General features: G+C 41.6%; 26 protein-coding genes. 21 read left to right on the top strand and 5 right to left on the bottom strand.

What is annotated here, in order from left to right; translation table 11 throughout:
- Positions 1–7 precede the first annotated feature (7 nt).
- The 5 genes from BUA14_RS25370 to BUA14_RS25350 all read right to left on the bottom strand — a co-directional run bounded on the left by BUA14_RS25370 (position 8) and on the right by BUA14_RS25350 (position 4,299).
- The gene (locus BUA14_RS25370) at positions 8–1,219 is read right to left on the bottom strand and encodes a tyrosine-type recombinase/integrase (protein ID WP_072775144.1); all 1,212 of its coding nucleotides are present in this window, start codon (positions 1,217–1,219) and stop codon (positions 8–10) included.
- A 222-nt stretch (positions 1,220–1,441) separates the two neighbouring features.
- Complete coding sequence (locus BUA14_RS25365; RefSeq protein ID WP_072775143.1) at positions 1,442–2,263, bottom strand: hypothetical protein; 822 nt, start codon at positions 2,261–2,263, stop codon at positions 1,442–1,444.
- Positions 2,264–2,297: 34 nt separating this feature from the next.
- Positions 2,298–3,434, bottom strand: coding sequence for a deoxyguanosinetriphosphate triphosphohydrolase family protein (locus BUA14_RS25360; protein ID WP_072775142.1), 1,137 nt, complete (start codon positions 3,432–3,434; stop codon positions 2,298–2,300).
- 56 nt (positions 3,435–3,490) lie between these two features.
- Positions 3,491–3,808 carry a hypothetical protein gene (locus tag BUA14_RS25355; protein WP_072775141.1) on the bottom strand — a complete coding sequence of 106 codons (318 nt, stop codon included), beginning with the start codon at positions 3,806–3,808 and terminating at the stop codon, positions 3,491–3,493.
- 77 nt (positions 3,809–3,885) lie between these two features.
- Complete coding sequence (locus BUA14_RS25350; RefSeq protein WP_072775140.1) at positions 3,886–4,299, bottom strand: helix-turn-helix domain-containing protein; 414 nt, start codon at positions 4,297–4,299, stop codon at positions 3,886–3,888.
- Positions 4,300–4,447: 148 nt separating this feature from the next.
- On the opposite strand from BUA14_RS25350, the gene BUA14_RS25345 reads away from it, so the two are divergent.
- The 21 genes from BUA14_RS25345 (at position 4,448) to BUA14_RS25235 (ending at position 21,247) form a co-directional block, all read left to right on the top strand.
- Positions 4,448–4,666 (top strand): helix-turn-helix transcriptional regulator, encoded by a 219-nt coding sequence (locus BUA14_RS25345; protein WP_072775139.1) that lies wholly within the window; start codon positions 4,448–4,450, stop codon positions 4,664–4,666.
- A gap of 41 nt (positions 4,667–4,707) precedes the next feature.
- Positions 4,708–4,998 (top strand): helix-turn-helix domain-containing protein, encoded by a 291-nt coding sequence (locus BUA14_RS25340; protein ID WP_072775138.1) that lies wholly within the window; start codon positions 4,708–4,710, stop codon positions 4,996–4,998.
- A 165-nt stretch (positions 4,999–5,163) separates the two neighbouring features.
- On the top strand, positions 5,164–5,628 hold the full coding sequence (locus BUA14_RS25335; protein WP_072775137.1) for a hypothetical protein: 465 nt from the start codon (positions 5,164–5,166) through the stop codon (positions 5,626–5,628).
- A gap of 29 nt (positions 5,629–5,657) precedes the next feature.
- On the top strand, positions 5,658–6,083 hold the full coding sequence (locus tag BUA14_RS25330; protein WP_072775136.1) for a hypothetical protein: 426 nt from the start codon (positions 5,658–5,660) through the stop codon (positions 6,081–6,083).
- A gap of 293 nt (positions 6,084–6,376) precedes the next feature.
- Positions 6,377–6,922, top strand: coding sequence for a hypothetical protein (locus BUA14_RS28230; RefSeq protein ID WP_072775135.1), 546 nt, complete (start codon positions 6,377–6,379; stop codon positions 6,920–6,922).
- A gap of 23 nt (positions 6,923–6,945) precedes the next feature.
- Positions 6,946–8,235: a hypothetical protein gene (locus BUA14_RS25320; protein ID WP_072775134.1), complete on the top strand. Its 1,290-nt coding sequence runs from the start codon at positions 6,946–6,948 to the stop codon at positions 8,233–8,235.
- 115 nt (positions 8,236–8,350) lie between these two features.
- Positions 8,351–8,863, top strand: coding sequence for a hypothetical protein (locus tag BUA14_RS25315; protein ID WP_072775133.1), 513 nt, complete (start codon positions 8,351–8,353; stop codon positions 8,861–8,863).
- 105 nt (positions 8,864–8,968) lie between these two features.
- The gene (locus BUA14_RS27345; protein WP_178371811.1) at positions 8,969–9,535 is read left to right on the top strand and encodes a helix-turn-helix domain-containing protein; all 567 of its coding nucleotides are present in this window, start codon (positions 8,969–8,971) and stop codon (positions 9,533–9,535) included.
- A gap of 27 nt (positions 9,536–9,562) precedes the next feature.
- Positions 9,563–10,156, top strand: a complete 594-nt coding sequence (locus BUA14_RS25300; RefSeq protein WP_072775132.1) for a hypothetical protein — start codon at positions 9,563–9,565, stop codon at positions 10,154–10,156.
- A 33-nt stretch (positions 10,157–10,189) separates the two neighbouring features.
- On the top strand, positions 10,190–10,369 hold the full coding sequence (locus BUA14_RS25295; RefSeq protein WP_072775131.1) for an antitoxin VbhA family protein: 180 nt from the start codon (positions 10,190–10,192) through the stop codon (positions 10,367–10,369).
- On the top strand, positions 10,370–11,032 hold the full coding sequence (locus tag BUA14_RS25290) for a Fic/DOC family protein (protein WP_072775130.1): 663 nt from the start codon (positions 10,370–10,372) through the stop codon (positions 11,030–11,032).
- 346 nt (positions 11,033–11,378) lie between these two features.
- Positions 11,379–11,750: a hypothetical protein gene (locus tag BUA14_RS25285; RefSeq protein ID WP_072775129.1), complete on the top strand. Its 372-nt coding sequence runs from the start codon at positions 11,379–11,381 to the stop codon at positions 11,748–11,750.
- Between the two features lie 15 nt (positions 11,751–11,765).
- Positions 11,766–13,706 (top strand): PcfJ domain-containing protein, encoded by a 1,941-nt coding sequence (locus tag BUA14_RS25280; RefSeq protein WP_072775128.1) that lies wholly within the window; start codon positions 11,766–11,768, stop codon positions 13,704–13,706.
- A 15-nt stretch (positions 13,707–13,721) separates the two neighbouring features.
- A complete protein-coding gene (locus tag BUA14_RS25275) occupies positions 13,722–14,849 on the top strand; it encodes a DUF3102 domain-containing protein (RefSeq protein WP_072775127.1) in 1,128 nt (375 codons plus the stop codon).
- Positions 14,846–15,070, top strand: a complete 225-nt coding sequence (locus BUA14_RS25270) for a hypothetical protein (protein WP_072775126.1) — start codon at positions 14,846–14,848, stop codon at positions 15,068–15,070. Before BUA14_RS25275 ends, BUA14_RS25270 begins: the two co-directional genes overlap by 4 nt.
- Before the next feature lie 129 nt (positions 15,071–15,199).
- Positions 15,200–15,985 carry a ParA family protein gene (locus BUA14_RS25265; protein ID WP_072775125.1) on the top strand — a complete coding sequence of 262 codons (786 nt, stop codon included), beginning with the start codon at positions 15,200–15,202 and terminating at the stop codon, positions 15,983–15,985.
- Entirely contained in the window at positions 15,982–16,989 is a 1,008-nt protein-coding gene (locus BUA14_RS25260; protein WP_072775124.1) for a ParB/RepB/Spo0J family partition protein, read from the top strand. Before BUA14_RS25265 ends, BUA14_RS25260 begins: the two co-directional genes overlap by 4 nt.
- Positions 16,970–17,317, top strand: a complete 348-nt coding sequence (locus BUA14_RS25255) for a hypothetical protein (RefSeq protein ID WP_207649566.1) — start codon at positions 16,970–16,972, stop codon at positions 17,315–17,317. The genes BUA14_RS25260 and BUA14_RS25255 overlap by 20 nt, the downstream gene beginning before the upstream one ends.
- 48 nt (positions 17,318–17,365) lie before the next feature.
- Positions 17,366–19,618, top strand: coding sequence for a YodL domain-containing protein (locus BUA14_RS28900; protein ID WP_072775122.1), 2,253 nt, complete (start codon positions 17,366–17,368; stop codon positions 19,616–19,618).
- A gap of 104 nt (positions 19,619–19,722) precedes the next feature.
- The gene (locus BUA14_RS28225) at positions 19,723–19,863 is read left to right on the top strand and encodes a hypothetical protein (RefSeq protein WP_178371807.1); all 141 of its coding nucleotides are present in this window, start codon (positions 19,723–19,725) and stop codon (positions 19,861–19,863) included.
- A 436-nt stretch (positions 19,864–20,299) separates the two neighbouring features.
- Positions 20,300–21,247 (top strand): DUF3991 and toprim domain-containing protein, encoded by a 948-nt coding sequence (locus BUA14_RS25235; RefSeq protein WP_242954764.1) that lies wholly within the window; start codon positions 20,300–20,302, stop codon positions 21,245–21,247.

Raw genomic sequence — 21,247 nt, 5'->3', positions numbered from 1 at the left:
GACCTGGTTATTTTACAGCTTTTATTTTATTACTCAATCGGGATACGGCTTTGGCCTTTCCTTCCAGTGAACTATGGCCATATATATCCAATGTTGTGCTGGTTTTAGCATGCCCCAGGAGGCTGCTCACGTTAACAGGGTTTTCTCCGTCGTCCAGTAAAATTGTGGCTACAGTATGTCTCAAATCATGTATACGGATTGATTTGATGCCTGCAGCCTTAATAATACGGCTGTGCTTCTTATTCAGGTTACGTGGCTCTATAGGCGTTCCTAGGGGCGTTGTGAAGAGTAATCCGCTGTCGGTATACTCTGGGCCTAACAGAAGTTTCTCTTGCCTCTTAATGGCCTGGAAACGCTTGATTTGTTTAACCACCGCTGGGAGCAAGGGAAGCTCGCGTTTGCTTTTTGTGGACTTCGGCTCGGAAAAAATAAGCCTGGACTTTTCTTCACCATCCAGCTTCTTGCGTTTGATGGTTTGGATGATTTTAACGGTTCCTTTATTGGGATCAAAGCAGTGATCTGGGATTCCTAAGAGTTCGCCTTTTCTTAGGCCGGTGGTCAGCTCCAGCAGGAAAAGGGCATAAAGCCGGTCTTCTTTGAGTGCTGCAAGGTAGAGATCCACTTCATCAGGGGAATACGTATCAAATTCTTGATAGACGAGGGATGGCAGCTCAATTTCTTCAGCAGGATTTGATGGTATTTTTTTGAGCCTTTTCGCTTTGGCCAGAGCGCCATTGATTTGTTGATACATCATATGCAGACGGCGAGTTGAAAGGCCTCCTTCTTTTCCATCTATGCGGCCGTTTTCTGCCTTGTAATTGAAGAACTCTTGGAGGGTAAGGGTTTCTATTTTGGTCAAAAGAAAGTGTCCGAGAAGGGGAATGATATGCTTTTTAGAAAGGTCTACATAGTCGGTATAGGTTTCAGGACGGACTTTGGGCTTCTTATAGAGGCGTAGGTAGGTCAGAAGCCACTCACCAAAGGTTTCATCTTTGGTTTCTTTTATGGCAATATTGTATTCACCGTTTTTGAGTTTATATTTGAAATCAGTCAAGTTATCATCAAGCTCTGACTTGGTATTGCCGTAGATAGATTTTCGTATAGGCTTACCGGTGAGTGGATCATATCCGACGGTTAATTTTTTTTCTAACCGCCCATCGGCTCGTTGGCCTTTCTTTTTCTTTGAAGGATTTTTTGGCTTGGTTTTCTCTTGAGACATGTGAACATCTCCATTTAGGGGAGCTCTGAACAGAAAAACTCCGTACTTTTCCATAGAAAAGATACGGAGCTCTTGGCCCTCTGATAATTTTAATGCTCTGGGCTTCTGGCATAATAGCACGGAACCTCTGGCAGTTTTTTTATACGTCAAGTATAGCAGATATTGAAAAAAGAACAAGTGTTCCGGATGTGATTTGTTTTAGATATTGGAAATCTTTAGAATCTAAAGGGATGAATTCTTACGGGCAGTCATTTTTTGTTTTGGTACAAACACTTCTTTAATGTCATTGCCTTGTGAAAGATACAAAATTGTGGCTGAAATTAATTTAACTACACTTATACTTCCGTTTTTAACTATATTCATTGGGATTTCTACATCCTTGTAATAGGTATTTCCATTTATTTCGCCACCGGCGGAGTGCCCGACATTCTTTTCATTTCTGATTTTCCTAAGCTCATAGAGTTGTTTAAAGTGTTTTTCATCTTCATCTTTGATTCCAAGTCTTCTCAAAGCGTCTTTAAATTTTTGTTTAGACTTTCCGGGATAGCCGATAATTGACTCGACTACTTTATATAAATAGAGAACCCTTTCATTAGTACTATGAGTTGACATAGCCAACTCATAATAATTGAATGCATTTTTCAGATGGTTAGAATTTGAAATCACATCAATATTATCTAGAACGATGTAAGGCTCAGGCAGGTCTACACGTGCGGTAACATCAATTTGATTTTCTATTTGAGACGTACCGCAAGAGGCATTTGTACAATTTATAGGACTAATTTTTACCAAGTGGTTGGTTAAAAATACAATCATTTCACAAACCTGTTTTATGGCATCTGAGAATAAAGATATTGCATTATTTAGGGAATCTGAACTTAATTCAGCATGAATTACATTGCGAATTATTTTGTTATCTTTATCAAATTCTCTACCTAAAACAACATTAATCCCGTTTATGTTTAAAGTTTTTTCGTTAATACCTAGAATATCAAATAGTGGGTGCGATTTGTCAAAAGTAGTTTCAACATTAAATAAAGCCATCTTGTTTCTCCTTCTATTTTATATTTTGGTTGAATTACAGAATAGCCACTTCTTCTTCATAAATTTGTTTATGTGGTTCAAACTCAGGTGACTTACCATTGATAATTTTGTTATAAACAGCTTCTGCTGTTTCATCCCCAAGCCACTGTATATAGTCAACAATAACTCTTTCAATCCCGTATTTGTCGGATATGTAACGGTTCCTGCGTTCAAATTTGTTTAAGACATATTCGGGGTGATGAAGGCAGTATTCATATATCGTTGAAACGATATCCTTTCCATACTGGTCTGCTTCTTTAACAGCACTTGATTTGATAATCTTTTCAAGGGCCAAAGCTTTAATGACTTCATAGAGTTCACTGACATGTGGACTGAACTGGATTTCGTCTTTGTTTTGATTATAAGAAATACTATCGTAAATAAAGACATGACCCCAATTATCGTTGAAGGGGAGATCCGTGTTTTTAAGCCAAACGTCTTTCAATTCTTCTAGCCTTAGTAACTTATTTCGAATGCCATCATCTATATCATGCATTAAATAGGCAATTCCGTCGGAGATATCAACTACTTGTCCCTCTAGTGAAGCTGGCTGCTCAGGGTTAAGATTTTCTAACTCTTTAAACTCTCCAACAGTTTTTTGATAAGAGGTATGTTTCCAGACTCCTTCAACGACATCATAGGTTAAATTAAATCCAGGATATGGTTTTCCTTGGAGATTTTTTCTGTGGCATAGGGTTTTCTGGAGAATCCATACGCTTTGCGCATTATGGTTAAATGTCGTTATTCCTTCTAAGCATTTTTGCAAAGCGTCTTCTCCGGCATGGCCGAAAGGAGTGTGCCCAAGATCGTGACCTAATGCAATGGCTTCCGTTAAGTCAGTATTAAGATTTAACGGCCGGGCAATGGATTTTGCGATTTGTGCTACTTCTAAAGAGTGGGTTAGCCGCGTTCTATTATGTTGATTAAGCCCTGTCGCCGAAAAAACCTGAGTTTTTAAACGTAGTCTGCGAAAAGCATCAGAATAAAGAATCCTTCCGATATCGCGCTGGTAATTCGTTCGATAGGCATCTGGTTCTTCCTTTTGCCAGCGTCCTGCATATTTAGATTTTTTTGCATTAGGGCTTAAAAACTGTTCTTCCCAATTCTCCTGTTGTTCTCTGTAAGTTGTCATTTTATCCTCCCTTTTAAAAATGATATTGAAAAGAAATACTCTGGAGGGTTTCTATTTCAATATCCATAAGCCCTCGCAGTTTCCTTAGCAGCCCAATCAGCAAGCTCTTCAACATGATGATGGCGCATGTCTAATCCGATGATATAGCCGGTCTCCGGAAGATCATCTTTAATATGGGACAGCTCATGAAGAAAGACCTCCGTCTGAGCTCTCCAATTTAGGTTGTTGTTGATGACTATATGGTAGATATTTTTTCTGGACTTGTAGACGAAGCCGGCAATATCAGCATCTAAGTTCTCCCTATGAACCCTGATATCATAAGCAGCTAGTGCTTCTGTAGGATTTTCGTACATGAAATCGATAATTATGCCCATTCGCTCACATCCTGATGTTTTATGTCGAAATTGGTGTAAATGACAAGAACTGCCCTTCTTTTTCAAGAGAGCAGTTCTTATTCTTCGGACTCTTCGTCTTCAATCGCTTTTATGATTTTGATGACCTTTTTTATGGATTGGGGAGAGAGGTCACGAGTTTGTTTAAACATCAGCTGGAGGTCTTCTCGCTGGGAAAGTTCTTCCCAAAACTCAGCCAATTCGGGATCGCTAGTGATGGCGGCTTTTATTTTTTCTGTAGGGTCATTGTAACTGATTAGAGTTTCTCCAATAACTTCATGTGTTCGTCCTAAAAGATAATCAGTTGAGACATTATAAAAATTGGCAATGTTCTGTAAGGTTTCATAATCAGGTTGTCTTCTATCAATTTCGTATTGAGCATATGTTGCTCTGGAAACATTTATTAATGAGGAAAATTGTTCCTGAGTTAAATGTTTACCTTTTCTTAATTCAGTGAGTCTTTTCCCTAACACATGATCACCTCTTGTTATTATTATAAGTTGCAAATTGCAACATTGATATATATGTGGCGAATATCAACAAAACCATTGACTTGTGGCGATATGCAACGTATAATTAAATTAAATAGTTGCATATCGCCACTAAAATGGAGGTGAATAGATGATAAAGAGTGAGCCTAGACTTTGGTTAATAGAAAAAAGGGGCGCTAATAATCAACAAGAGGTGGCCTCAAAGGCCGGAATAGATAGGTCGTTTTATTCTCAAATAGAAAATGGTTCTAGGAATCCTAGTGTGAATACTGCCAAAAAGATTGCTAAGGCACTTAACTTTGAATGGACTCTTTTTTTTAATCAGTATGGTGGCGATAGGCAACAATAACATTTGTGAATCAATATTATTAGAGCGAAAGGAGATTCCTCATGGAAAAAATTCAAACCACAGTAGAGCCCAAAAACGCTGAAATCAAATGGGAAAATCAGCCCTTGATCCTATCCGTTGAACAATTAGCTGGACTGCTTGAAGTAGGGGAGCACCAGATTTATAACCTGGCCCGGACTAAAGATTTTCCGGCTAGGCGCTTCGGAAGAATCATTAAAATCTCTCGTGATGCTTTTCGTCAGTGGATGGGGGAAGAGATCAATAAGCCGGTTGAAGGAGGATGGCAAAGTGAATCAAGTGCGTTGTCCATCGTGCGGCAAACTCCTGGCTGAGTATGAGCTTCAAGGGTCGATGTCCATAAGAATTCTCTGTAAGCGCTGCAAGAAACTCGTTGAATTGAAGATTGCTGTGAAAGCTAGGGAAGGGGTGGACATATATTTAAATCCACGCTCTCACGAAGGGAGCGACACCAATACCCGGTGAAAGGAGGTAAAAGCATGTACAGCATGAAGGGGCATTGGGTGCTCAAAGCACAGGAATCCAAAGAGGATCTTGATACAAAAATACTCAGAGAGGATATAAAGATTAGCCTTACAGATAGAGAGTATGTCAACTTAAAAATGCTGGCCTATAAGGTCTGGTTCAGAAATCCAGGAGACCTTTTATCATCCTTCGTTAGCGATTTAACAGGCTGGCATAGAAACGGTTCAGATGAGAACGACCTTGCAGAAAAGTGGTTCGAAAGAACTTTTGGCGAAAGTGAAGACCACAGCAATTTTATTCATTACCTGTACAACAATGACTTTACATTGGGAGATATGGCTGAACTGCTTAAGGATGAGGACTACTACCAAGATGTATATGAAAGCTACATCTATGAAAACAGGAGAAAGAAAAACCAGACTAAAGAAGAATGTAAAAAACTCATGATAGAGCTGCTTGAAAAAGGGGAAGAGCTATAAAAATGTTTGATTAAGGGGGGAACAACGATATGTACATAACAATCGAGAAAAATAGCATTAATATCGAGAAACTAACCGACCGTCAGTTTGCGTTGATTTGTGAAGCAGTTCTAAGTCATTTCTGGGAAACTGGCGATTATGGGATTAACGAAGCTGACCGTGAATTGATAAGAGAGTCTTTTGAAAAAGTTGATATCAAATCTATCCTTGACTTGGCTTCGGAAAGGCGTGACCTTCAGGAGAAGGTTTGGTCAACTTTGGCAAGTTCCAATTCAGATATTAACTCTCGTCATGCTTGTGTTCATATGCATCGCGGAATTGGCATTTATACCTTGAGAGAACGTCCAGCCGCTGGTGATAAGCTTGGATATCTTATCAATCATGCGAATTTTCAAGGAAGGTATTATGACACAGTTCAAAGTGCAATGGATGATATTGATATATGGAAAAGATGAACATTTTGCACCGCCCGCCTGATGAGCGCAGACGCGCCTTGGGTCCGCTGGGGACGGACCGAAACTGATGAACCGGCAGAGCTGCCGGGGAGGTCGCGGGAACCTAATAAAGCCGCAAATTAGTATTAGATTCAACTTCTATAAACAGTTAAATAATTCCTTTAATTGCTCTGGAATTTAGTTCGGTGAAACGGAACGGAAGGATGTGGGCGAAGCTATGTCCAAAGGGATTACAAAAAATGAAGCTGTACAGATAAATAAGTTAATCTTCAGAAACGAAAGGAGAAAACTCTATGACTGAAAGAGAGCAGCAGGAACAGGAGATCGCCACAATCAGGGATAGGGAAGTAAAACTCCGGCTTTCGGATGCTGATGTTTTGAGGCTATCAGAAAAGGCGGGAATTGCTGGTTTGACGATAGGGGAGTTATTGACTTCTTTTATCGGTGATCTTGTCTATGGAACTTATGCCAACGGAAGCGACGAAAGAATGTATGCAAACCAGTGGTTTGACCGGTGCTGGTTTGGTATGTTCCCGGATAAAACCTTTCTACGCTATTTGCTGGAAGGAGACGAACTCTCCGGTATTCTATTCAACGAACAGGACATTGAGCAGGGAAAAGAATGGCTGGCCGAAATGGAAGCATTTCCGGATAAAGACAGCGATGCTCAAGAGGAAATCGCCGGCTTAAAAGCGGATATAGCCTTTTGGCAAAAGAACATTGACGATACTTTTGCTTGTTTTGCGGAATGGTGCGGCGATCCGCACAGAACGTTGGATGAAGAAATGAAGAAAGTCAGGGAGTGGAAAAACAGCTATAACAGCATGATAGGTAAATAAGTCTCGAAAAAGGAGGTGGACTTATGCAACAGCAGAAATCCTCCGGGCGGCCGGCGGGCCGAAAAAATACCACTATCCGGGCGGACCGCTTGGAAGTGATCCGGCTGGTCACTGAAAAGCTGATTACCGGCATGGCCACCGCCTCCTCGTCGGAGCTGGCACAGGCGATCTGGCCGGAAACAGCCCTAGACAAAACTACCCTTAACGCTAAGACTAAAACCGTGCGCCTGGCCCTCCAAAATATTGCCGATAATCCGGAGCTGGCTAAGGTCCCCCGGGACGCTCTCCTGGCAGCGCTCTCACAAAGAGCTGGACTGAAGAAGGACCCAAGGGATATTGCAAAAGAAAAGGAGGAGAAGGAAGCAGCTCGTCAGTCGCGGTTGGAGCTGCAGAAAAAGGATTGGATGAGTCAGCCGGTTCGGTTGATGGAAAGCCGGATCAAGGCGACAGCCAAAGAAGCTCTAGGTATTTTCATTGGTGAGGGGGTGACACCTTCGAATCCCATGCCAAGTTTCAATGTCCGAGTAGCCAGCAATACCTTTACCCGGGAATCAGCCCTTCGTGTTTTGGAATTAGAGCTTAAGATTCAATTACATACGGCGCTTCGGTACACGTGGGATGGAGAAGAGGCTTGGAACTTTTACGTGAAGGCCAAAGATTTGGTCAGGGTTAATAAAAAGCTTTTCAAAGCGGATAACTTAAGCCGAGAGGAAATACATTCATTGGAGCGTCAGCTCAAGCAACTGCGTGATGAGGTGGAGGATGCTTACGAGAAAATGAATGCGCAAAGAGGCTGGGCTGACCCTGACCTGACCGCTGGCCAGCAACTTTCTAACTCCGAGCTTAAAAATAGGATCATTGAGCACCATACCGACCGGGTAGAATCCTGGGCTGCGGACAAGCTGCCGGCCGATGTGCAAATTCCCAAAGACCTGCGTTATCCCGAAGCAGATAAACCATGGGATAAAGAACCTTTGCAACAGCTTGAGTCAAATTCCTTACACACCTTGACTCCCATAGATGAAAGCACAATAAAACGTGATATTGCTAATACCATAGCCGGCAGCTCCCTTCGAATCGCGGGGATTGCAAAAGAAACCCTGAAAGGGAATCAGGATTTCTACACTACGGAGGAGCTGGAATATCTATGTATGTTCTATGACAGGGGGAACAAGGAAGTTGCTAATAACCTAAAAAAGAGCATTGGTTCAGTTATCAGGAAGTATCAATGGCTTCAAAAGCATAATCTCGTGAATTACTATAAAGAGCGTTATCAACAAAAAGAAAAAGCCCCGGCCGAAGCCGGAAGCTAAATAAAAATCTCACGTACATTATAACTCAAAGTGAAACCGAAAACAAATTGAAAAAATAGTAAATTAACCCCGCAGCTCAATTCTGTGTGGGTTTAATTTTTGGGAGGTAAAACCAATGGATACAATAAATATCCCTTTCTATGATGATATGCTCTTAGCGGGGCCGTTTCCTTGGGAGATCATAGGGATACTATTTGGTATTGCACTTCTTTTATCCGCTATATTCTTATTAGCTGATTCGTTTAGTGGTTCCTCTCCAGGTCTTAATGGGCTAAAGAAAAGAGAAGGCATCATTATGATCGTAATAGGTTTACTTATTTTATCAATTGCTGGAAGAATGTTTTACAAAGACTTCAAGGATATTGAGGAATTCACAGTCATATCTTCTGAAAGTGCAGAAGTTGTAAAAACACAAAGATTGTATACTGATAAATATCAAATAACCTTTATTAAAGATGATGTCATATCACAGAGCAAATTTGTTGGTAAAGTCACTATAAGTAATTCAAGTAACGCTACTCAGGCTACAGTTCTTAAAGTCGAAAACAAATATGGATACGTTATTGACGACTATATTTATGAACTGATAGTGCCCAAAAACAAAATACTTTCCATCCTTGAACAGTAGGAGCATTCCTGTTGTTTTTATATCTCAAGGGGAGATATTAGTAGAACGAATTCGAAAATTTTTGAGTTATAACTGTGGGGTTATTTCTTAATGGAGGGAAATAATATGACTTTAGGTTCAAGGATTAGAGAATATAGGCTTAAGCGCGGCTTAACCCAAAGTCAAATAGCTGAAAAATTAAATATGACTGAATCAAACTTCTCTAGTTATGAAAGAGATAAGAGTGTGCCGCCAAGTGAAGTATTAAATAAAATTGCTGATTATCTTAATGTTTCGACAGACTATCTTCTTGGACGTAAAAAGTTGAAATTGACTAAGATCTATTATGAAGAAGTTACGGTGGGCCAAAGAATCAAAGAACTGCGCAAAGAAAAACGCTTGACTCAGCAAGCGTTAGCTAAATATTTAGATATATCACAACAAGCTATAGTAAGGTGGGAGTCAGGTACTTCAGAACCAAGTTCAAGCAAGTTAGCAAAATTATGTCAGGTTTTTAACGTATCCAGTGATTACGTTCTAGGGCTAACGGAAAATTCGCTTAGTAATCAGATATGCAGAACTTATGAGGCAAAGGATGAGAGCTATCACTTGGTTAAAGATATTCAAAACCTGTCACCACAAAACAGAGCTTTGTTGGAAGGCATTGTTAACCTAATGAAAAATCTACAATGAAAGATAAGTGCCAAGGGGGGACACTTTTTGGAAAATAGAACAAAGCATTTAATCATTAATGTAATCACTATTTCCATTGGATTGGTAATAAGTTATACTGTTTTGTATAACGATGGAGGTGGTGAAGTGCTTGGTTTAGATGGCAATACTATTGCCTTAGTGGTAGCTTTAATATCCGTTGCCGGATCGTTGATAGCGCATTTCTTTTTATTCAAGAAAGACTCCAGCACGATCAAGGATGTGAAGGTAGACACCGCCGAGATAAGACCGATAGTCAAAGATACCAATGAAATTATTAAAAAGGTAAGCGACAATGTGCTCCCGATGTCAAGAATAGTTGAAGAATCAAGAATCGGTATTCAAAATCTTGTAGATGAATTAAATTTCCAGAGAGGACAAAAAAGTGAGCAATCAAAGCAAGTTTTAGATAAAGACTTTTTCTTAAATGGGATTGCTGTGGTCTATGAGCAAAACGCACGACTGGAAAATCAGAATAGGGATCTTAGGGCAACTAATCAGCTGCTTGTGATGAAAAATAATTCGCTGGAAAAAGATAATGCGCAGCTGCGTAGTTATGTTAGAGAGCTGGAAGATGAATTAGGGCATGAGCCTGAAGAGTGATGATTGCTAAAAAATTATAAGGATGGTGATACGATGAAATCCAATGAAAAACTGTCTCCCGAGAAGATACAAAAGATTTTGGATGATGGCAAAGCCAGCATGGCCATCGAAGGCTTTGAAGTGACTGAAAAGGAAGAGGAACTTGTTAGACAATATCTTGAGGGGGCCTTGTCAGAAGAGGAGGTTATCAAACGAATTAAAGGTGGGTTATGAATGCAACGGTTTGAGTATTGTTATCCAGGAACCAATGTATTGAAAAATAAATTAGGGATTCGGGATCAGGAGAGGCTCTTTGGTATGGAAAGAAGCCTCACTTTTTTTAGGCTAGAGCAACTGAGGAAACAGCCAAATTTAGGTAAGTTTGATTTAACTCATCTGCAGAAGATTCATCAACATATCTTTCAGGACATCTATGAATGGGCCGGCCAAATCCGGTCCGAAGATATCGCGAAGGGCAAATCTATTTTTGCCCTTCGTCAATTTATTGAGCCTTTATGCAACGATCTTTTTAAGGAATTGAGAAATGAAAATTACCTTAAAGGGCTGGCCATCAATCAATTTAGTGAACGGCTAGCATATTACACATCAGAAATCAATGCCTATCATCCGTTCCGGGAAGGGAATGGCCGCACAACCAGGGAATTCATCCGCTGTTTGGCGAAGGACGCCGGGTATGAGCTGAGTTATTCGGAAATTGATAAAGGTCAGCTGATGGATGCTTATATCGACTCGTTTCAAGGGGATAATTCACAACTTGCAAAGTTATACCGGGAACACTTGAAACCCATTATCCAGGACCAGGAGCGAACGCTTCAAGCAGACGAAGTAAGTTTAGACACTCAGGAAATGGACGATGATTGGGATTATGAATTATAGAAGCAGTGGGAACAGACTTCCTGCTGTTTTTTGCTTTCAATATGTTTATTTATTTTTAGGAGGCCACTATGGAAGAAAGATGTTGCGCATACAATCCTGATGCTGAATGCCGATTGTCAAAATCTATACCCAGAAAATGCAAATATATGTTCGTGGTTTATGATGAAGAAATGGGTTTTCTAATAGAACTTTGTAGGTGGTATGAAAAACGTGATTTAGAGGACGGTGTATAGTAACACCGTCCGAGAGTCTCATACGTGAGACTACCTTATGAAAAGCGGGGAGGGTAATTCTTGATAGCTACCATAGTGATTGAATCATCAATAGTTGTTAAGGAGGTCTTCTAATGAAAGAGGTTACTGAAAAAATAAATAATGAGATAAGCAAGAACCGCAATAATCCACACATTGTACTCGTTGGACAATTTCTGCTGAACCATCTTCAGCAAAATCCTGGAGATGCAGCTAAGATCCTTGATAAAAATAAATCTATTTCGGGAAGCATGACGGCCATGAGAAAAGAAGCGGAAAAGAGGAAGGTTGGTAATTGCGCTGTATTCACGGATCAGGAGGGATTTGAGATTGTGCTCAAATACTTTGGGATTGAAGGAAAACGCATATCTCTGCCTCAGACTTCACCAGTGACGACAGAGCCGATGACAGAACCCAAAAAACAATCTTCCAGTTTCGATGTTAAGTTAGAAGATCTGTTATCGTAGGGGAGGTTTGCTTTGATGCTTTATAAAAAGGAATTAGAACAGGTACCTGTACAGAACTACCAAGAGATAATACCTATCAAGGATACAAAGGCAGCAAAGTATGTCGCTACAGTTCAAGTTTTGAATTTAGAAAAATCCGGAAAAACTCTTGTCATTGATGTCTTTCTCAGGGGGAACAAGGAGCTGCGGCTCCGCTTTTTTTCGGACGGTAATTCATTCCTAGCTTGCAAAGAATGGCCGGCTACAAAATGGCTCAAATCGAAGCCGACTAGGCTCTTAGAAGGAGAATATGCTTATCGGTGTGATATTGATGCGTTTGAAAGCGATATTAAGAAGGCTCATGATGTTTTAAAAAAGAGACAAGTCTACTGCTACAGGCGAGAGCTTATTGATGAGATGGATTCATTCGTTGCTGGTTTATCTTCACAAAAAAATGAAGAGGCTGCATATCGAAAACAGGCCCTGATGAAAGCGCATTTTGAGATGTTTCCTGATTATCCGCCCGACTTAAAAGATTATTGCGAAACGGATGTCTTTGGCTTTACTTATATTTTTATTAGCAAAATCCAAAAAGAATCCCGGAAGGCGATCTGTGGACATTGTGGGCATCAGTTCTTGATGCCCAGGGAAACAAAAGTCGGGGAAGGCAGTTCCTGCCCTAAATGTAATATGAAAGGCATTCTTCGTGCAGGATGGAGAAGCGACGGTCCTACGAATAAGGCTAAACTATGTATCGCCTATAAGGTCCAAAATCAGCTATTGCTTCGCTGGATAAAGATTGAACGGACCTTCAATGATAGTAAGGTCAATTATTCCTTCGAAGATTACTATCGCAATCTTTATTTACAGACACCCAAGGGCCAAGTTATTTATGCATATAAGTTTCAAAATGCCAGTTGGGGGTTTGGCTGCGGTTGGGATTGGTATCGCCAGAGGAACGGGATGGTCAACTATGATGAATCATATGTTTATAACCGAAATCTCTCTGCGGTCTTTGGAACATCGTATTATCACGTTGATCTGCAGACCGGGTTGAAAAATGCTGGGCAATTGTCCTTTAGGGCCTTGCTAGGTAACCTCAAAACCATTCCGGCTGCTGAATATCTTTTCAAGCTGGGGATGACAAACCTAGTCACCGAGTTAGGAAGTCTACAGCGGTCCAACGGCAAAGGGTTTTCCGAGATACTCGGCATCAGCAAGCAGTATCTTCCGCTCTATAGGAAATTCAACGTGACTTTGGTTGAACACAGAATTATTAGCAAGTCCATGGACTGGGTTAAAGAGACATCTTTTCTAAAGTTAAGAGCACTGAGTCCCAAAGACTCCGATGTTAAAGACATTGGTGAATTGTTGAAAACAATGTCATTTGAGCGATTCGCCAACTATTTTTACAAACAGATACAAATGGGAAAAAGTAAGGCGCTCAGCCATTATTTAATGCTCTATAAAGATTATTTGAGTATGTCAGAAACCTTGAAAGTAGACTTGTCAAGAAAGTCCGTACGCTTTCCGAACAACATCAAGGAGTCCCATGACCTAATACTGTTTCGATTTAACCGGGTTAAACACAAAAATGAAGATAAGAAATTCAAACGAGCTGCGAAAAAGCTATATTCTGGAATGCCCCAATTTGCCAATAGCGAATTTTGTATTGTCTATCCGGCATTGAGAAGCGATCTAATAAAGGAAGGCCAGTCTTTAAATCATTGCGTCGGAGCAGATAGATATTATAAGGATCACATTGCCGGTACGCAAATGATATTTTTTGTCCGCAAAATAACAGAACCCCAAAAGCCGTTCGTCACTATGGAAGTAGATATGCAGGAGTTGAGGATACGACAACTGTACGGGTATGGTGACAAGCTAAAAAATTCTAATGTGCGAGCATTCGCCAATGAATTTTTAGTGGCCTTAAAACGTAAGGAAAATAAAGTCCAGATAACGGTATCGGCATAAAAAGGAGGTCTTGCCATGAATGATGAACTTACCGCTAGAACCCCTGTGGTTATCGCGGCTGAGATTAATAGCATCAAGGATCATACCCGGAACATGATCCTGCAGGGTAGCATTGAGATCGGCCTGCGCCTATGCGAGGCCAAGGAAATGCTGCCTCATGGAGAATGGGGGACGTGGCTGGAAAAGTCGGTGGAGTACTCCCATGATACCGCTGCAAACCTCATGAAAATATACAGAGAGTATGGCAATTCAAATTTCGAATCAATTCGAAATTTGCCTTATACCAAAGCTGTAGCTCTCCTTGGAATACCCGCAGCGGAACGCGAACAATTTGCCCAGGAGAACGATGCTCTCAACACCACTGTCCGGAAGCTTCAGCAAGCTATTGAGGAGAAGAAAAAGGCAAAAGAAGAACTAGCTGCCGCAGAAGCCAAAGCCAGGACGCTTGCTGAAGACTACGAAAAGCTTGAGAAGAACAATCGCGAGAACCATGACATAGCCGAACGCCTTAAACGGGAGCTGGAAGAGGCTAAAACTTCGGGCTCGGTGGAGGATATTGAACGTCTCTCCGGGCAGCTGGCCAAGGCGGATTCTGAGTTATCCATAGCTCAGAAAAAGATTAAAGATCTTGAACGAGAAATTAGGGAAACGCCAGTAGAAGTAACGACAGCAGTAGCCGAAAGAATTCCAGAAGATGTTGAGAAGGAGCTTATGGAATTACGGGCAAAGGCTAAATCATATGAAAATGCTGCAAAAGAAAGTACCCAGGCAGAGAAGGCCAAACTCAAATTTTCCGCATACTTTGAAACGTTGGTTAAGGGGTTTCAGGATATCTTAAATACGCTAAGCGAAATTGCTGAGGAAGAACAGACGAAGTACAAAGGGGCTATTTCAACATTAATAGAGAAAATGTCAGAGAAGGTATCTGGGGATAAACCTCATCAAGATAGCTGGGTATCGGTAAATGAAAAATTGCCGGAAGCTCACACAATGGTGCTCATTTGGGATGGGGATAATATTTTTCGAGCTGAACATGTGGACGGAGAATGGCATGGCATTCCCGATAATACAGGATTTTTTCCCGACTCAATCACGCATTGGCGGGTATTACCGGAAGAGCCAAAGGAGGAGGTATCATCTTGAATTTTAAGCAAGTCTCACTAGCAGATGTTTTTGATGCCCAAGAGCTTCCTCTTGGATTGGGTGAGTATGTTGAGCATAGAAGCAAACCTAGGGTTATTCTGGAGATTGTCAGCGAACCTTATACTACCAAAACGGGTAAGGTAGGGGTGGAGGTTAAGGACCCACAGGGTAGGACATATCCGGTTGTGCTGGAATATCTAAAGCGTTATAAGGAAGACTAACCTCCCGAGCTATCTGGGAGGTCTTATTAATCGCAGAGTGGCCGCCCAAAAGGGCGGATTAATGCGGCAGAGCCGGTCACAAGCCCGGCTTTTTTGCATGCAATTTTTTTAGCAGAAAGGAAGAGAAAATTGAGCAAATGTGAAGTTATAGCCATAGCCAATCAAAAGGGAGGAGTCGGCAAGACTACTACAACTATTAACCTGGGGTACTCCATGGCTGAGCAGGGAAAAAAAGTCCTGTTGGTGGATTGCGATCCACAATCTAATCTCACAATGAGTTTTGGTGTTGATCATCCGGACGAATTGCCCATCACGCTTTATCATCTCATGGGTAATATTATTGATGATGAAGAATTACCGTCAAGATCGGAGTTTATTCTTACTTTCGGTAACCTTGACATTATTCCGTGTAGCATTGAACTTGCAGCAATAGAAATTAACCTGGTCAATGCAATGAGCCGAGAGGTAACGTTAAAATCAATCCTCGATCCATTAAGGCATTACTATGATTACATTATTATTGACTGCATGCCATCATTGGGTATGTTGACAATCAACGCTTTGGCTGCTTGTGATCGTGTTTTGATTCCAGCAGCTCCTCAGTATTTATCAGCAAAAGGGCTGGAGCTTTTGCTAAAAAATATCATCCGTGTTAAACGTCGTATCAATCCCCGAATAGAAATTGACGGTATTCTTATTACGATGTTCACGGAACGGACAAAGCTTTCCAAGGAGATCCTCACGCTTATCAATGACGCATATGGCAATAACATTAGAATCTTTGAAAGTAAAATTCCTGTTTCCGTGAAAGTCGGTGAGGCGGTACTTAATGCGAAAAGCATTGTTGAATTCGATCCTAAAGGAAAGGTGGCTACAGCATATAAGAATTTTGCAAGGGAGTATGAGGACCAATGATTGAAAAACGTAAAGTAAGAAGCCTTGATGAGCTTTTTGGATCGGCAGAGCCGGTAAAAGATTCTTCTCCTTCAGCTGGTGGAATAGTGGAACTTAACATTTCAGATCTATACTTTTATGAAAACCAACCTTTCCGATTATATACCGGAGAACGGTTAGAACGAATGGCTGAAAGTATTGCTGACATCGGAGTTATTCAACCTATCATAGTTCGGTATAGACCAATAGGTGATAAAAAATATGAGGTTCTCGCTGGTCGAAATAGAGCTAATGGCTCACTTTTGGCTGGAAAATCAACGATACCTGGAGAAATCCGTGATGTTGATGATTCTGAGGCATTTAATATAGTTTGGACGAATTTATGGCAGAGATCCCCGGAAGATATGCTACCATCAGAGTTAGCAAAAGCTTTAAAAATGCAACTTGAACATGCCAAAGAATCTGGAAGAAACAAGCGCTTTTTAAACACTATAGAACAGGGCCCAAATCCGCATGGCGACCGGGATTCAGAGAAAGGTGCTCAAATTGAGCACCGTGGGAAAAGTGTTGAAAAAGTAGCTGATAATAACAAGATGTCTCGTGCCAATATCCAACGCTATATTCGTCTTAATGAGCTTATTCCGGAATTGCTGAATCGGATAGATGAACAAGAAATTTCTCTTATTCCAGGAGTTCACTTGTCGTACCTGACCAAAAATGTGCAACAAATTATTGAAGATCTTATTTCAGTCAACCAGTTCAAAATTGATATTAAAAAAGCTGAAGCTCTGCGTTCGTTTGAGAAAAAAGGAAAACTAACCGATGAAAAAATACTCTCTATACTATCTGGCGAAGGTGATAAAAAATTGAAAAAACCAGCTGAAATCAAACTTAAGCCGAAGCTGGTAACCAAGTTCTTTAAATTTGATCAAAAGCCGGCCGAGATTGAAAAAATAATTGAGGAAGCCCTGGAATTATATTTCCAAAACAAACGAGGGAGTGAAAATGATGGAGAGACTAACTGAGCGTGACGGAAAGAACTGGGCGTTTATAGCTTGCCGGGATTGTACAAAACCTCATTGTACCGAATGCGAAGAATTCAGGAAACAAGCAGCCACCCTTGCGGCCTACGAGAACTTACAGCTACCGGATCATTCAAAGGAAAAGCTCATAGAGTTATTGATTCAGATTGTTGAGCCGGTGGAAAAAGAGCTGGAAGAATTGAAAGATTGTGTTGAACTTTTTGGGACAGAAATTTTTAATAATCTGGATTATGTGGACTTGCCGGTGAAGCAATTGAATAAACTGAATGCCCTGCGAATGTTGATCATATGGCAATGGGAGGATGTATGAGCAGAACGTGAACAATCACGTTCTTTTGTGTTTGGAGGGAAAAAGTAAATGTCTCAAAAGGATAAAGTGAAAGAGCTGACGGATCGACTGGAAGAAGGTGTTCAGGCCGTATTCCAAAGTGACCAATATAAGGACTATCTGAAAACCATGGCTAAATTCCATAGTTACAGTTTCAGAAATAGCATGTTGATTTTTTTACAAAACCCGGGTGCAACTCACGTAGCTGGCTACCAAACCTGGCAAAAGGAGTTCAACCGGCATGTCAAACGTGGTGAGACAGGTATCCGGATTCTTGCACCGGCTCCGTATAAGAAAACGGTCGAAATGGAGAAAATGGACCCTGTGACTCAAAAGCCGTTGACCAATGGGGAAGGTAAATCGATCACGGAAATGGTTGAAGTCTCCAGAACGGCATTTAAACAGGTAACTGTTTTTGACGTTTCACAGACAGATGGGGAGCCGCTGCCTAAGCTGATCAATGAGCTGGATGGAGAGCTTGAAGACTATACTCTCTTTTTCAATAGCCTGACTCAGGTGTCGCCTTTCTCGATTCAATTCGCAGAAATTAATTCAGAAAGTACCAAAGGCCGCTGTAATTACGAAACAAGGGAAATTACCATCAAGGAGAACATGAGCCAAGTCCAAACCGTAAAAACAGCCATCCATGAGATAGCTCATGCTAGACTTCATGATCGGTATGGAGAGCTGGAGGTCCCAGAAGATCGTGGTACTCGTGAGGTCGAAGCCGAGAGTGTGGCCTATGTCGTGTGCCAGCATTACGGGATCGATACCTCGGATTATTCCTTTGGCTATGTGGCAGCCTGGAGTTCGGGGCATGAGGTTAAAGAGCTTCAATCTTCACTGGAAACGATTCGTTCAACAGCAGCTGAGTTTATTGATACCATCGATGAGCATATTGTGGAAAGCCAAAAGACGCAGGAGCAGGTTATGGAGCAGGAACAGTTCTCTGAGCCGGAGCAGACACCCTCGCAAGGAGAAGATACCTTTTTAATTTATCAGCTGAAGCAGGGCGACGAAACGCGGGATGTTCGCTTTGAGCCATACGAGCGTTTACAGGCCGTGGGGCTTTCCGTCGACAGGGCAAATTATGAGCTTATCTATTCCGCGCCTCTTACGGCAGATATGAGCTTGGGAGAAATTTATCAGAAGTTCAATATCGACCATCCGAAAGATTTTACAGGTCATAGCCTATCCGTGTCTGATGTGGTGGTGCTTCATCGGGGCGATAAGGATACTGCTTACTATGTAGATAGTTCCAGTTACCAGCAAGTTCCGGAATTTTTACAGGACCAGCCAATAAAAAATAAGTATTACCCTATCGACGAGGAAGCAGCCCGCCGCGCAAAAGTAGCAAACAGTTTTTATGAGTACAAACCCGGAAGCGCAACCACTGAATATCGTCAATATGTGGATGAAGCTACCAATATAGCAGAAGAGCAAAAACGTCAAGTCGATCCCGCCCATCATGAAAGGATTGATCGGCTGCTGGATACCTATTCCCGTAAGCTGGCAGACAATATGAACCGGGGATTTGTGATTGATGCCCGGGTGCCATCGATTATGATATCTGGGGCCGGCAATTTTCCGGTGCGTCAAAAGGAAAAACAGAATCGTGCCCGGGACAATAATATGGAGGAATGGAAAAAAGTTCAGGGCCTTTTAGATAAGATTCGCGGTACCGGCATGGGGGGAATCCGTGCTGACGATCCAAACGCTTTACAAAAGCTGCAAGAAAAGTTATCCAACTTGGAACAATCCCAAGAGACGATGAAAGCAGTCAATGCTTTTTACCGGAGATACAAGACCCTTGACGGATGCCCTCATCTTCCCCCGGAGCAGATAGATACGCTAAAGGCGGATATGTCCCAGAGTACTCGGACTAACTGGCGGCCCTTTGGACCTTGGGCGTTGTCCGGTAACAATGCGGAAATGAACAGAATAAAGGATCGTATCCAGGAATTGACTAAGAGAGCAGAAGTGGGCTATGAAGGTTGGTCGTTTAATGGCGGCCGGGTAGAAGCCAATCAGGAAGATAATCGTCTGCAAATCTTTTTTGACGGCAAGCCAAATGAAGGGGTGCGAGCAGAGCTGAAAAGCAACGGCTTTCGCTGGGCTCCCAGCTGTGGAGCATGGCAGAGGCTTCTTAACGATAATGCGATGTATGCTGCCAACAGAATAAAATATCTTCAGCCAACGCTTGTAACTGAAAGTGCGGCTACAGAAGTTGAGTGCTGGGATAATGAACATATTACTGAGGATGAGTGGGATCTTGAACTTTAATCGCAGAGTGGCCGCCCATCATGGGCGGATTAATGCGGCAGGCCGGTTCACAAGCCCGGCTTTTTTTGCATGAAAATTTTAAGTGCACGAAGGAGGTGGGACGATTGGATAAGGAGCTTAAAGCAATCATAAAACCCTATGATAATTGGTTTAATGATGTGGATGAAGAAACCAATCTTCAGGCTAAAGCAGCTTTGGTGGAATTTTATCAGGTATTGCGCAAAAGGAAACCGGATATTAGATAAATTGGCGTGATCTATGAAGTGGCGAAGATTAGTACAAGCTGGAGAAGGAACTGTAACAATTTTTTAGGGGATCAAGACGTGAAAATATAACGCGTCTTTTTTTATTGCCCTAAATATGTGAAAAAGGGAGGTGGATATTGCATGTCTATCGTGTGTAGTTGCTTAAAGAAAATAGAACAAGACATTATTCAGGATTATACGGTTGAAGAGGTAGAGCCGATAATTCAAGTGCCTAACTGGGGAATAACTGTTATGGAGGCGATGCCATATTCAAAAAAACTTAATAGGCATTTAAAGCATTCTGGTGATCGTTGTGTGCACCATAAATGGAGTCATTGTCCTCTATGTGGCAAAAAATTTGAGTAAAAAGATATTAGAAAAAAGGAGGTGAGAAATCATGGGGAAGCGGAAACTCTTCACGGATGAGCAGATTGATATGGCTAATAGTATTAACATCCTGGAATATGCTCGGAGAGCTGGGTATCCTGTGGAGAAGATTTCTCCCAGGGAATTTAAGATACTAAAACATGGTGGTCTCCGCATCGATGGGAACGGCCATAAATGGAATTGCTTTTCGGCACAGAAAGGCGGTGAGGCAGTTTATGGCGGAGGGCCGATTCAGTTTGTTATGTACATGGAGAAGAAGTCCTGGGTAGAGGCTGTTAAGCAACTACTAGGTTTACCGGCAGTTTCGGATCTATCTCAAAGGTCTCTATACCGTCCTCCGCAAAAGCCCGAAGAGGTAAAAGGGGAGCTTATTCTTCCCGAAAAAAATAACACTTATAAGCACATCTTTGCCTATCTTACGAAGACTCGGAAGATTGATAAAGACATTGTTTCATTAATGGTCAAGCAAAAAAAACTTTATGAAAACAGTCATCGTTCTTGTGTTTTTGTTGGCTATAACCATGATGGTGCCGCCAAATATGCTTCGGTTCGTAGCACTAACACAACTGGTAGCTCATACCGGGGGGATGTTGCTAATTCAAATAAGACCTGGGCTTTCCGGATTGAGGGGACAAGCCAGGCGATTCGAGTTTTTGAAGCTCCGATTGATACGTTAAGTTATGCTACATTTTTCAAGCATTATGGAATCGATAATAAGGATCACATGTTAGCTCTAGGTTGCCTAGGGGATGCGGCATTAGAGCAATATCTTAAGGACCATCCCGAAATCAAACAAATCATTTTCTGTGTAGACAATGACAAATGGGGCCATCAAGCGGTGGAACGCTGGACAGATAAGTATAAGTCAGAATACTCCATAGCCCATCATTTCCCCAAGGGTAAGGACTGGAACGAAGATCTAATATCTTTTATCAAGGAGACGGAGAGGAGGGTAGTGGAGTTGGAAGAGGCTCAGTCTGAAGAGGCTGAATTATGA

Source organism: Desulfitobacterium chlororespirans DSM 11544 (assembly GCF_900143285.1).
Classification (GTDB): domain Bacteria; phylum Bacillota; class Desulfitobacteriia; order Desulfitobacteriales; family Desulfitobacteriaceae; genus Desulfitobacterium; species Desulfitobacterium chlororespirans.
The sequence above is the reverse complement of the archived record's forward strand: the minus strand, read 5'-3'. Positions and strand labels throughout refer to the sequence as shown.